The sequence below is a fragment of the Fusicatenibacter sp. genome (assembly GCF_050872605.1).
Taxonomy (GTDB): domain Bacteria; phylum Bacillota; class Clostridia; order Lachnospirales; family Lachnospiraceae; genus Fusicatenibacter.
This window is the reverse complement of the sequence record NZ_JBNMHD010000002.1, coordinates 56,773-69,300: the sequence shown is the minus strand read 5'-3', so window position 1 is coordinate 69,300 and position 12,528 is coordinate 56,773. Positions and strand designations below refer to the sequence as shown.

At 50.6% G+C, this 12,528-nt stretch carries 11 protein-coding genes; all 11 read left to right on the top strand.

The features are described 5' to 3' along the window. Window positions 1-4: 4 nt before the first annotated feature. The 11 genes from cobI (at window position 5) to tyrS (ending at window position 12,499) form a co-directional block, all read left to right on the top strand. Window positions 5-697, top strand: a complete 693-nt coding sequence (cobI, locus tag ACY2VT_RS01130; protein WP_461873089.1) for a precorrin-2 C(20)-methyltransferase — start codon at window positions 5-7, stop codon at window positions 695-697. Beyond that, window positions 698-1,456, top strand: coding sequence for a precorrin-4 C(11)-methyltransferase (gene cobM, locus ACY2VT_RS01125; RefSeq protein ID WP_022462305.1), 759 nt, complete (start codon window positions 698-700; stop codon window positions 1,454-1,456). 1 nt (window position 1,457) lies between these two features. Beyond that, window positions 1,458-2,489, top strand: coding sequence for a cobalt-precorrin 5A hydrolase (locus tag ACY2VT_RS01120; RefSeq protein ID WP_461878586.1), 1,032 nt, complete (start codon window positions 1,458-1,460; stop codon window positions 2,487-2,489). Further along, entirely contained in the window at window positions 2,486-3,217 is a 732-nt protein-coding gene (gene cobJ / locus ACY2VT_RS01115; protein ID WP_022462307.1) for a precorrin-3B C(17)-methyltransferase, read from the top strand. The genes ACY2VT_RS01120 and cobJ overlap by 4 nt, the downstream gene beginning before the upstream one ends. Then, complete coding sequence (cobK, locus tag ACY2VT_RS01110) at window positions 3,210-5,189, top strand: precorrin-6A reductase (RefSeq protein ID WP_461878585.1); 1,980 nt, start codon at window positions 3,210-3,212, stop codon at window positions 5,187-5,189. The genes cobJ and cobK overlap by 8 nt, the downstream gene beginning before the upstream one ends. Continuing rightward, window positions 5,186-6,595 (top strand): cobyrinate a,c-diamide synthase, encoded by a 1,410-nt coding sequence (locus ACY2VT_RS01105; protein ID WP_461878584.1) that lies wholly within the window; start codon window positions 5,186-5,188, stop codon window positions 6,593-6,595. The genes cobK and ACY2VT_RS01105 overlap by 4 nt, the downstream gene beginning before the upstream one ends. Next, window positions 6,592-7,557, top strand: coding sequence for an adenosylcobinamide-phosphate synthase CbiB (cbiB, locus tag ACY2VT_RS01100; RefSeq protein ID WP_461878583.1), 966 nt, complete (start codon window positions 6,592-6,594; stop codon window positions 7,555-7,557). The genes ACY2VT_RS01105 and cbiB overlap by 4 nt, the downstream gene beginning before the upstream one ends. Before the next feature lie 48 nt (window positions 7,558-7,605). After that, window positions 7,606-8,652 (top strand): threonine-phosphate decarboxylase CobD, encoded by a 1,047-nt coding sequence (gene cobD / locus ACY2VT_RS01095; RefSeq protein WP_461878582.1) that lies wholly within the window; start codon window positions 7,606-7,608, stop codon window positions 8,650-8,652. Between the two features lie 11 nt (window positions 8,653-8,663). Further along, window positions 8,664-10,175 (top strand): cobyric acid synthase, encoded by a 1,512-nt coding sequence (locus ACY2VT_RS01090; RefSeq protein ID WP_461878581.1) that lies wholly within the window; start codon window positions 8,664-8,666, stop codon window positions 10,173-10,175. A 2-nt stretch (window positions 10,176-10,177) separates the two neighbouring features. Then, a complete protein-coding gene (locus ACY2VT_RS01085) occupies window positions 10,178-10,822 on the top strand; it encodes a precorrin-8X methylmutase (RefSeq protein WP_055218068.1) in 645 nt (214 codons plus the stop codon). Window positions 10,823-11,275: 453 nt separating this feature from the next. Continuing rightward, the gene (gene tyrS, locus ACY2VT_RS01080; protein ID WP_461878580.1) at window positions 11,276-12,499 is read left to right on the top strand and encodes a tyrosine--tRNA ligase; all 1,224 of its coding nucleotides are present in this window, start codon (window positions 11,276-11,278) and stop codon (window positions 12,497-12,499) included. Window positions 12,500-12,528 lie beyond the last annotated feature (29 nt).

Sequence of the window (12,528 nt, the reverse complement as noted above, 5' to 3'; positions counted from 1 at the left end):
CAAAATGACAGGAATTTTATTTGGAACAGGAATCGGACCGGGAGACCCGGAGCTTATGACGTTAAAGGCTGTCCGTCTGATCCGTGAAAATGATACGATTGCAGTACCAGGAGAGAAACCAAAAGAGAGCATTGCCTACCAGATTGCCGTTCAGGCAGTGCCGGAACTGGCAGAAAAAGAGCTCGTTGCTATTCCAATGCCGATGACAAAGAATGCCAAAGAACTGGAGGAAAATCACCGGCGCGGTGCAGAAAAAATAGAGGAGCTGCTGGATGCAGGAAAAAACGTAGTATTTCTGACACTCGGAGATCCAACCGTGTATTCTACCTACCTTTATGTACACAGACGGGTACTGGAAGACGGTTACGATGCGAGAATTGTAAGCGGTGTTACATCGTTCTGCGCGGCAGCAGCATCTCTTTCCGAGGGACTGGTGGAAAATTCCGAAGAACTGCATGTGATTCCGGCGTCTTACCAGATTGAAGATGCACTGGAACTTTCAGGAACAAAGGTTCTGATGAAAGCGGGTAAAAAGATGCCGGCTGTGAAACAGTTCCTGAAGGAAAAGAACTGCCGGGCGGTGATGGTAGAAAACTGCGGCATGGATACGGAACAGAAGTATTTCAGCGCGGAAGAAATTCCGGACCAGGCAAGTTACTATTCACTGATTATTGTAAAAGAAAAGAGGAAAAAATAGATGGTACATTTTATTGGAGCGGGCCCTGGAGCCCCGGATCTGATTACGGTAAGAGGACAGAAGCTGCTTGGCGAGGCGGACATTATCATTTATGCAGGTTCTCTTGTCAATCCGGCACTGCTGGATCTGAAAAAAGAGGGCTGTGTGGTATATAACAGTGCAACCATGACGCTGGAGCAGGTGATTGATGTTATGAAAGAGGCCGAAAGCAAAGGCCAGACTGTGGCAAGACTCCACACGGGAGATCCGTGCCTGTACGGTGCAATCCGCGAACAGATTGATGCGCTCGATGCCCTTGGAATCGCTCACGATGACTGTCCGGGTGTCAGCTCTTTCTGCGGAGCGGCTGCTGCCCTTGAAATGGAATATACGCTGCCGGATATCTCCCAGAGTGTTGTCATCACCAGAATGGCAGGAAGAACACCGGTTCCGGAGCGGGAGAGCATTGCGTCCTTTGCGGCACATCAGGCAACGATGGTTGTATTCTTAAGCACGGGACTCTTAGAGGAACTTTCCCGTGAGCTGATTGCAGGCGGCTATACGGCAGATACTCCGGCAGCGATCGTATACAAAGCAACCTGGCCGGAGGAAAAGACGTTTGTCTGCACCGTTGGAACACTTGCCGAGACCGCGAAAAAGAACCAGATCACCAAGACAGCGCTGATGATCATTGGAAATGCCGTTTCCCAGGGAAATTACCGCAGAAGTGATCTGTACAATCCGGCGTTTACCACCGAATTCCGAGAGGCAGAAAAATAAGATGAAAATAGCCATAGCAAGTTTTACAAGAAACGGATGCGTCTGGAATCAAAAACTCTGTGCGGCACTGAAAAAACACAGCTGTGAAGGATATGCACTGGAAAAGTACGGGAAAGAAGCGGGAATTCCTGCGATTGCACCGTCGCTTCCTGCATGGACAGAGCGCATGTTTCAGGAAATGGATGCGATTTTGTTTATCGGGGCGTGCGGGATTGCGGTGCGCAGTATTGCACCGTACGTGAAAAGTAAAAAGACAGATCCGGCGGTTCTGTGTATGGATGAACAGGGAAAGTTCGTGATTTCATTACTTTCCGGCCATATCGGCGGGGCAAACGAGCTGACGGAAGAAGTTGCAGCTGTAACGGGTGCGGTTCCGGTCATTACAACGGCAACGGATGTCAATCACAAGTTTGCGGTCGATGTCTTTGCTGTAAAAAATCATTGTGAAATTTGTGAGATGGAGCTGGCAAAAGAGGCAGCGGCGCTTCTGGTGGACGGAAAAACGGTTGGATTCTGCAGCCGTTTTCCGGTGGAGGGAACAAAACCGGAGGAACTGATCCCGGAAGAGGCGGCAAAACCGTCGATGGGAATCTGCATTACCACATCGGAAGAGGATTCGCCATATGAGAGAACACTTCACCTGATCCCGAAGGTGATCACCGTCGGCATCGGCTGTAAGAAGAATACACCGGCCGGCCGGATTGAAGAAAAGGTTCTTGCGGCACTTGCGGCGGCCGGGATTTCTCAAAAAGCAGTTCGACAGGCGGCAAGTATTGATCTGAAAGCGCAGGAGCCGGGAATTCTGCAGCTGGTGGAAAAGTATGGCTGGCAGTACCGGACCTTTTCTGCAGAAGAACTGGAAACGGCGGAGGGGGAATTTACGTCGTCTCCGTTTGTGAAGAAGATTACAGGAATTGACAATGTCTGTGAGCGCAGCGCAGTTCTCGCCGGCGGCAGACTGATAAAGAAAAAAGAGGCAGCGGACGGTGTAACAGTTGCACTGGCTGCGGCGGACTGGAGGGCAGTATTTTGAGTACAATTTTTGTCGTGGGCATCGGCCCCGGAGCATATGAAAAAATGACGATCGAGGCGGCGGATGCGCTGCGGAACTGCGATGTGATCATCGGCTATACCGTCTATGTGGATCTGGTAAAAGAACATTTTGCAGGAAAAGAATTTCTGACGACGCCGATGCGGAAAGAGGTGGAGCGCTGCCGTCTGGCATTTGAAACTGCGGCAGAGGGAAAACAGGTTGCTATGATCTGCAGCGGAGATGCCGGCGTTTACGGTATGGCAGGTCTGATGTATGAGCTTTCGGAAGAATGGCCTGATATTGAAATTAAGGTAATTCCAGGCGTGACCGCCGCAACGGGAGGCGCTGCCGTTCTTGGTGCACCGTTGATCCACGATTTCGCCCTGATCAGCCTGAGCGATCTTCTGACACCGTGGGAGAAAATTGAAAAACGTCTTCTGCTGGCATCGGAAGCGGATTTTGTCATCTGTCTTTATAACCCGGGAAGCCATAAGAGAGCGGATTATCTGGAAAAAGCGTGTGATCTGATGCTTCGTTACAAAGCGCCGGAAACCGTCTGCGGAATCGTAAGCCAGATCGGAAGAGATGGGGAGACGAGCCGGACCATGACGCTTGCAGAACTTCGCAATACAAAAGTGGATATGTTTACGACGGTATTTATCGGAAACAGTCAGACAAAGGAAATACGGGATCACATGGTAACGCCGAGGGGATATCGCTATGAATAAAGTAATCGTCTTTGCCGGAACGACGGAAGGCCGGGAGATCTGCAGTTTTCTGAAGAAGTATGAGATTGCATCCCTTGCCTGTACGGCGACAGAATACGGCAAGTGCCGGATCGAGGAGGGCGGTGCCCTGACGGTTCGAAGCGGAAGAATGACAGAAGAAGAGATGGAACAGCTTTTTGGCGAAGAACAGCCGGAAATGGTTATCGATGCAACTCATCCGTATGCCGATCTTGTGTCGGAAAATATCCGGTCCGCATGTGAAAAAGCAGGAAAAACGTACCTTCGGCTGCTGCGGCCGTCGCTTGCGGCAGATCCATCCTGCGTCATGGTCGATACGACAGAAGAAGCGGTATCGTATCTGGCGGGAACAGAAGGAAATATTCTGGTGACGACAGGAAGCAAGGAACTCGCAAAATTTGCAGAGCTTCCGGATTATAAAAACCGTGTGTATGCCCGGGTGCTGCCGCTGCCAGGCGTAATTGCATCCTGCGCGGAGCTTGGATTTGATGCCGCACACACCATAGGCATGCAGGGACCGTTTTCTATGGACATGAACGTTGCGATGCTGCAGTCGTTCCATGCCGAATGGATGGTAACGAAGGAATCCGGAAGAAACGGCGGCTTTGAAGAAAAAATTGAGGCAGCAAAAAAGGCCGGTGTCCGTGTCGTTCTGATCGGCCGTCCGAAAGAGGAAGAAGGACTCTCGGAGGACGAGGTCAAGCGGTATCTCGTTGAAAAATTTGATCTGTCCGTGAAACGGGACGTCGTGATCGCCGGAATCGGACCTGGTGCAGAAGCACAGATGACGCTGGCGCTCGTAGACGCGTGTGAGCAGGCGGATGTGCTGATCGGTGCGGGACGCATGACAAAAGCAGTAGAAAAATATCAGAAGCCAATGCTTGCAGAATACAGCCCGGAAAAGATTTACGAGTATCTGAAGGCGCACCCGGAATATGAAAAGATTGTTCTTCTGCAGTCGGGTGATGTCGGCTTTTACAGCGGAGCAAAGAAACTTCAGGCCGTCCTTGCGGAAGATGCGGATTTTTCTGTCCGTGTAGAGCCGGGAATTTCTTCGCTGGTTTATTTCTGTGCCAAAATCGGAGTGTCCTGGGAGGATGCAGCATTTGTGAGCCTGCACGGACAGCACTGCAACTTTCTGGAGACGGTCCGCCGAAACCGGAAAACTCTGGCGATCGCCGGCGGAAAGGGCAGTGTCAGGGAAATCTGCCAGACGTTAAGTTCGTACGGCTGGGAGCAGATTGTGCTGCATGTGGGAACGGATCTGTCGTATCCGGAAGAACAGATTGTGACAGGAACCCCATTCGAACTTGCTAAAATGGAGTTTGCTCCGCTTGCGGTTCTTCTGTTTGAAAACCCGAATCCGGAACCGGAGTTTACAGCCGGCATGGCAGATGAAGTATTTCTGCGTGACAAAGTACCGATGACCAAGCGGGAAGTGCGCAATGCGTCTCTTTCTCATCTGCAGCTTTCTTCGAATTCTGTTGTCTATGATATTGGAGCGGGCACAGGTTCTGTTTCGATTGAGATGGCGCTTCGTGCAGCACAGGGAAAGGTATATGCGATAGAAAAAAATCCGGCAGCCGTTGCACTTCTGCAGGAAAATAAAAAGAAATTTGCAGTGGATCATCTGGAAATTATTGAGGGAACTGCACCGGAAGCACTCGAAGAACTCCCGGTTCCGACGCATGCATTTATCGGCGGGTCTGCCGGAAACTTAAAAGAGATTCTGGAACTGCTCCTGCGGAAGAATCCGAACATCCGCGTGGTATTAAATACAGTAACCGTGGAAACATTAGCGGAGGCAGCATCGTATTTCAAAGAACTTGCGTTTGAAGAGCCGGAAATCGTCTGCCTGCAGGCTTCCAATGCGAAAAAGGCCGGAAGAAGCCATCTGATGATTGCCCAGAATCCGGTTTATATCTTTACAGCCCAGGGAGGTGCTAAAGAATGAAAGCACCAAGAATCATGCTGGCAGCAGGAAAGAGCGGAAGCGGGAAAACGATGATCACCTGCGGACTGCTCCGTGCACTGCAGCAGATGGGAAAGCAGCCGGCTGCGTTTAAGTGCGGCCCGGATTATATCGATCCGATGTTTCACGAACAGGTAATCGGCGCCCCGTCGTGTAATCTGGATCCGTTTTTCACAGAGGAAGAAACAACACAGTATCTGTTCTGCAAACATGCAGCGGGTCATGACATTTCCGTATTGGAAGGTGTTATGGGATATTACGACGGCCTTGGCGGAATTTCCACCAAAGGTAGCGCTTACGATCTCGCTGGTATGACAAAAACACCTGTTCTTCTGGTTGTCGATGCCAAAGGCATGAGTGTTTCAGCGCTTGCCTTTATCAAGGGATACCTGCAGTACAAAGAGGACAGCCGGATCGCCGGTGTAATCTTTAACCGGATGTCAGAGATGCTGTACCGGGAGATCGCGCCGATGGCGGAAAAAGAACTTGGCATTTCCTGTGTCGGTTTTGTGCCGGAACTGAAGGAATGCCACTTAGAAAGCCGCCACCTCGGCCTTGTGATGCCGGATGAAGTGGAAAATCTGCAGGAGCAGGTCAATCTGCTTGCGGAAACACTGCAGAAGACACTGGATTTTGAAAAAATTCTTGCGATTGCAGAAGGGGCAGAAGAGCTCTCGGGAAAAATGCCGGAAGTCCTGCGTAAGGTGACAGAAAGCGAAGCAGCCGCCAAGGTGCGTGCTGCGAAGCCGATTCTTGCCGTTGCAAAGGATGAAGCATTCTGTTTCTTTTATCGGGATAATCTGGAGCTTCTCGCGTCACTTGGAGCCAAAATCGAATATTTTTCGCCGCTTTCCGATGCAGAGCCGCCAAAGAATACAGACGGATTTCTGTTCTGCGGCGGCTACCCGGAGCTGCACGCAGAACAGCTTTCGGAAAACCAGACCATGAGAACGAAGATCCGCGATAGCATCCGTCAGGGAATGCCGGTTCTTGCAGAATGCGGCGGTTATATGTACCTGTCAGAATCCATGGAGAATATGGATGGAAATGTGTATCCTATGGTACAGGCTGTTCCGGGAAATGTTTACCGGACAAAAAAGCTGGGAAGATTCGGCTATATCACCCTCACGCCAAACACGAAGGATACCTTTCGGAACGGCGGAAATCCGGTGCGCGGCCATGAGTTCCATTACTTTGACAGCACAGACTGCGGAAGTGCATGGCATGCGGCAAAACCGCTGCGGAAGCGGAACTGGGAATGCATTCATGCGACAAAACGGATGATGGCGGGATTCCCGCATCTTTACTATATGGCAAGTCCGCACCTCGCACTGGAATTTCTGGAGCAGTGTGTCTCTTACCGGAAAGAACAGGAGAAAACAAGATGAAAACAGCATTAGCAGCCCTGATTGTGGGCTATGGATTGGACCTGCTGCTTGGAGATCCCTCCTTTTTGTACCATCCGATCCGTGTGATCGGAAATCTCATTTCCCTGCTGGAAAAATGGCTGCGGAAGGTATTTCCGAAAACGCCAAAGGGAGAGCTTGCCGGAGGAGTTTTTCTCGTGCTCCTCGTCTGTCTGGCGGGATACGGTGTTCCGGCACTGCTGCTTTTTGCGGCATTTAAAATTCATCCGGTCATCGGCTTCCTTCTGGAGGTTCTCTGGTGCTGGCAGATTCCGGCAACGAAATGCCTGAAGGATGAGAGCATGAAGGTCTATCAGAAATTAAAAGAAAACGATCTTCCGGGGGCGCGCTATGCGGTTTCCATGATCGTAGGACGTGATACGGAAAATCTTTCGGAAACAGGAGTGACGAAAGCTGCCGTGGAAACGATCGCGGAGAATACGTCGGACGGTGTCATTGCACCGCTCCTCTTTCTTGCCATCGGCGGACCGGCATTGGGCTTTCTGTATAAGTCCATCAATACCATGGATTCCATGGTGGGATACAAAAATGACAAATATCTGTATTTTGGACGGTGTGCGGCAAAGCTGGACGATGTCGTCAATTACATACCGGCGAGAATCAGCGCATGGCTGATGATTCTTGCGTCTGCATGCGAGCGCATGAACTGGAAAAATGCAGAAAAAATTTACAAACGCGACCGTTACTGCCACGCCAGCCCAAATTCTGCGCAGACAGAAGCAGTTATGGCAGGGGCGCTGGAAGTACAGCTTGCCGGAGATGCCGTGTATTTCGGCAAAGTCGTAAAGAAACCAACGATCGGCGATGACATCCGCCCGGTCGAGGCGGAAGATATCAAAAGAGCAAATCATCTGATGTATCTGACCTCGTTCCTCGGACTGGTGTTCTTTGCGGGAATCCGCGCGCTCTTTTTATTTCTGTAAAAAGAGAAGATAGAAACACAACGGAAAAGAGAAAGGAAGGCATATGGTATGAGACAAAATCCACATGGAGGAGACATTTACACGAAAAAATGCAGAGTCGATTTTTCTGTGAATGTCAATCCTCTTGGAGCCCCGGAAAGTGTGAAAGAGGCGGTGAGAAAGAGCGCGGAATCGGTGGAACAGTATCCTGACGCACTGTGCCGGGACCTGACCCGGGCACTGTCGGAAAAGGAGCAGCTTCCAGAAGAAAATATCCTGTTTGCAAACGGCGCCGCGGAGCTTATTTTTGCCCTGACACAGGCTCTCCGCCCGAAAAAAGCGCTGATTGCAGCGCCGGGATTTGCAGAGTATGAAGCAGCACTTTCAGCGGCAGGGTGTTTTATCCGTATGTATCCGCTGCAAAAGGAAAAAGGCTTTCTTTTACAGGACGATTTCTGCGAGGATCTGACCGACGATCTGGAGCTTGTCTTTTTATGTAATCCAAATAATCCGACCGGCCTTACGATTCCGCAGGAGCTTCTTTTAAAGATCCTGGATAACTGCCGGGAGCGTAACATCTATCTGGTGCTGGATGAGTGTTTCATAGAATTTCTGCCGGAGCCGGAAAAAGTGACGATGCAGGGAAAACTGGACGAATATCCGAATCTGCTGATTCTGCGTGCGTTCACAAAGATTTACGCAATGCCGGGCCTGCGTCTTGGCTATCTGCTCTGCAGCGACGAGGATCTGCTGGATCGGATCAGCCGCAGCATGCAGTCGTGGAATGTTTCGATTCCGGCGCAGATGGCAGGCCTTGCCGCACTGAACGAGGATGCTTATGTCAAAGAAGCACGGGAACTGATCGGAAAAGAACGCGCCTGGATGAAAGCAGAACTGGAAAAAGCAGGTCTTACCGTATGGGATTCCTGCGCAAATTATCTGTTCTTTGAGGGACCGAAAGGCCTTGCCGCACGGCTGGAAAAAGGCGGCATTCTGATCCGCGACTGTTCCAACTACCCGGGCCTTACCGACGGATATTACCGGGCGGCAGTGCGTACACACGAAGAAAACCAGATTCTGACAGAAGCCGTTTCACAGATTCTGCAGTGGTTTTAGGAGGGGAAACGATGGCAAAAGTAATTATGATACAGGGAACGATGTCAAATGCGGGAAAGAGTCTGCTTGCGGCGGGCTTATGCCGGATTTTCCATCAGGACGGATACCGTGTGGCTCCGTTCAAATCACAGAATATGGCGCTGAACTCGTTTATTACAAGAGAAGGCTTGGAAATGGGTCGTGCACAGGTTATGCAGGCGGAGGCGGCCGGTATTGAACCGTCCGTTCTGATGAATCCGATTCTGCTGAAGCCGACGAATGATACTGGTTCACAGGTCATCGTTAACGGTGAGGTGTTGGGAAACATGAGTGCGCGGGAATATTTTTCCCACAAAAAAGAGCTGATCCCGGACATCATGAAAGCGTACCATGCACTGGAAGAACAGTATGACATCATTGTGATCGAGGGAGCCGGAAGTCCGGCGGAGATCAACCTGAAAGCCGATGATATCGTCAATATGGGAATGGCAAAGCTTGTGGATGCACCGGTGCTCCTCGTCGGAGATATTGACCGCGGCGGCGTTTTTGCTCAGCTTTACGGTACCGTAGAGCTTTTAGAGCCGGATGAGCGCGACCGCATCAAGGGTCTGATTATCAACAAATTCCGCGGGGACAAAACCATCCTGGACCCGGGCGTTGTGATGCTGGAAGAAAAAACACACATCCCGGTGGTCGGCGTGGCGCCGTATCTCCACATCGAAGTGGAAGACGAGGACAGTCTGACCGAGCGATTCACCAGAAAAGAGGAGATCGGTCTCATTGACCTTGCGGTCATCCGTCTCCCGCGTATTTCAAACTTCACCGATTTCAACCCGTTCGAGCGGATCGAAGGCGTATCACTCCGCTACGTAAGCTCTGTCTCCGAACTGAAAAATCCGGATATGATTCTGCTTCCGGGAACGAAAAACACGATGGAGGATCTGCTCTGGATGCGTCAGAATGGTCTGGAAGCGGCCGTACTGAAGGCGGCTGCGGCCGGAAAAGTAATTTTCGGTGTCTGCGGCGGCTTCCAGATGCTCGGAGATACGCTGAGCGATCCGCTGCATGTCGAAGCCGGCGGAACGATCAAAGGAATGGGACTCCTGCCGATGGATACCGTATTTGCCGGTGAGAAGACGAGAACCCGCGCGGAGGGCGCTTTTGGAAAAACAAAAGGCGTTCTTGCCGGGATCGAGGGAACCCGGATCGAGGGCTATGAAATCCATATGGGAGAAACGGTGCGGAAAGAAGGAACAGAAGCATTCACGTTTATCGATGATCAGAACCGTGCTGATTCGGATAAGCTGGACGGTGCACAGAGAGGAAATGTGTACGGTACGTATGTGCACGGCATTTTCGACAAAGAAGAAGTTGCCGAGCGGATCGTGGAAGCACTTGCAAAGAATAAGGGAATTGCCATGGAGCAGATTCACGGTGTCGATTACCAGACATTCAAAGAGACACAGTACGATATTCTCGCAGATGCGCTGCGCGAGCATCTCGACATGAAGAAGATTTATCAAATTCTGGAAGAAGGGGCATAAAGATGAAGATAGAACTGGAGCAGGTAAGCCCGCACGAGATTGAAAAGAGAAGCTTTGAAATTATCACGGAAGAATTAAACGGAAGAACGTTTCCGGAGGATCAGGAACTGGTTGTAAAGCGGTGTATCCACACAAGTGCGGATTTTGATTATGCGGATAATCTCTGCTTTTCGGAGCATGCGGTGGCAAAAGGCATCGAGGCGATCCGGGAGGGAGCCTGCATTGTGACGGATACGCAGATGGCAAGATCCGGCATCAACAAAAAGGTGCTTGCGCGCCACGGCGGTGAAGCGCTCTGCTTTATGTCAGACGAAGATGTTGCGGCAAGAGCAAAAGAAACCGGAAGCACCCGCGCGGCAGCCTGCATGGAAAAAGCGGCGGAGCTGGATAAAAAGCTGATTATTGCAGTTGGAAATGCGCCGACGGCACTGGTCCGTCTCTATGAACTGATCGGGGAAGGAAAAATAAAACCGGCGCTGATCATCGGAGTTCCGGTCGGCTTTGTCAATGTGGTACAGTCCAAAGAACTGATTATGCAGACCAATATCCCGTATATCGTGGCACGCGGACGAAAAGGCGGCAGCAATATCGCGGCGTGCATCTGCAACGCGCTCCTGTATATGATGGATCAGGACCGCGGATATTAAAAATGGATGAAAAAACGGAAGGCAGAAGTCTTGACAGATTTCGAATCACCGTTTATACTATGGAACATGGAAAAAGGCTTGGAAGGGAACAAGTAGACGTACAAAAACGCGGACAGAAAGCAGCCGGCAGATGAGAGGCGCATGCAGGTTCTGTACGATTCGAATACATCCCGGAGCCGCGCACCGAATAAAACGAAAAGCGGAACGAAAGGGAAGCATGTTTTTAGTAGGCTGCGACGTAAGAGACGAACGTTACAGCGTCAGGGTATTCAAAATTTTGGATACCGACAAAGGCAGATGCCGCGAGACATCTGTGAAGTAAGGTGGTAACACGGGAGATACGGGCTCTCGTCCTTTGAATCGGAAAGGACGGGAGTCTTTTTGTATAAAAAAACTTTGGTCCCAGACGGTAACACATACCCGAAAGTCAACCGAAAAAAGGAGAAAAACAAAATGCAGATTTATGACGAACTGATCGCCAGAGGCCTTCTGGCACAGGTAACCGACGAAGATGAAATCAGAGACCTGGTAAACAATGGAAAAGCAACGTTCTATATCGGATTCGACTGCACCGCAGACAGTCTGACCGCAGGTCACTTCATGGCACTGACCCTGATGAAACGGATGCAGATGGCAGGAAACAAACCGATCGCCCTGATCGGCGGCGGCACCACCATGATCGGTGATCCGTCCGGAAGAACCGATATGAGAAAAATGCTGACCCGCGAGGAGATCGACCACAACGCAGAGTGCTTCAAACGTCAGATGGAGCGTTTCATCGAGTTCGGCGAGGGAAAAGCTATGATGCTCAACAACGCAGACTGGCTGCTGAACCTGAACTATGTAGAACTGCTCCGTGAGGTAGGTGCATGCTTCAGCGTCAACAACATGCTCCGTGCAGAGTGCTACAAACAGCGTATGGAAAAAGGTCTTTCCTTCCTGGAGTTCAACTACATGATTATGCAGAGCTACGACTTCTATCACATGTTCCAGAAATACGGATGCAATATGCAGTTCGGCGGCGATGACCAGTGGTCCAACATGCTGGGAGGAACCGAACTGATCCGTCGTAAACTTGGAAAAGATGCGTATGCGATGACCATCACTCTTCTGACCGATTCCCAGGGCAAGAAGATGGGCAAAACCGCAGGAAACGCTGTATGGCTTGACCCGAACAAGACCAGCCCGTTCGATTTCTACCAGTACTGGAGAAACGTGGACGATGCCGACGTCTTAAAATGTATCCGTATGCTGACCTTCCTGCCGCTGGAGCAGATCGACGAGATGGATTCCTGGGAAGGAAGCAAGCTGAACGAGGCAAAAGAGATTCTGGCTTACGAGCTGACTTCCATGGTACACGGCGAGGAAGAAGCAAAGAAAGCGCAGGAAGGCGCACGTGCCGTATTCTCTATCGGAAGCTCCGAGCATATGCCGACCAGTGAAATTTCTGCAGAGGATTTCACGGACGATAAAATCGATATCGTAACCCTTCTTGTCAAAGCAGAGCTTGCAAAGACCAGAAACGAAGGACGCCGTGCCGTAGAGCAGGGCGGTGTATCCGTAGATGGTGAGAAAATTACAGATCCGAAATATGCCGTAGAAAAAGCAGCCTTCGGCGAGGACGGTATCGTTCTGAAAAAAGGAAAGAAGAATTTCAAAAAAATTTGCGTTAAATAATTAAGTGTGCTATTATAAAAGAATGGATT

Coding starts and splice junctions, on each gene's coding strand:
- cobI (WP_461873089.1), top strand. CDS start 5: ATGACAGGAATTTTATTTGGAACAGGAATCGGACCGGGAGACCCGGAG.
- cobM (WP_022462305.1), top strand. CDS start 698: ATGGTACATTTTATTGGAGCGGGCCCTGGAGCCCCGGATCTGATTACG.
- ACY2VT_RS01120 (WP_461878586.1), top strand. CDS start 1,458: ATGAAAATAGCCATAGCAAGTTTTACAAGAAACGGATGCGTCTGGAAT.
- cobK (WP_461878585.1), top strand. CDS start 3,210: ATGAATAAAGTAATCGTCTTTGCCGGAACGACGGAAGGCCGGGAGATC.
- ACY2VT_RS01105 (WP_461878584.1), top strand. CDS start 5,186: ATGAAAGCACCAAGAATCATGCTGGCAGCAGGAAAGAGCGGAAGCGGG.
- cbiB (WP_461878583.1), top strand. CDS start 6,592: ATGAAAACAGCATTAGCAGCCCTGATTGTGGGCTATGGATTGGACCTG.
- cobD (WP_461878582.1), top strand. CDS start 7,606: ATGAGACAAAATCCACATGGAGGAGACATTTACACGAAAAAATGCAGA.
- ACY2VT_RS01090 (WP_461878581.1), top strand. CDS start 8,664: ATGGCAAAAGTAATTATGATACAGGGAACGATGTCAAATGCGGGAAAG.
- ACY2VT_RS01085 (WP_055218068.1), top strand. CDS start 10,178: ATGAAGATAGAACTGGAGCAGGTAAGCCCGCACGAGATTGAAAAGAGA.
- tyrS (WP_461878580.1), top strand. CDS start 11,276: ATGCAGATTTATGACGAACTGATCGCCAGAGGCCTTCTGGCACAGGTA.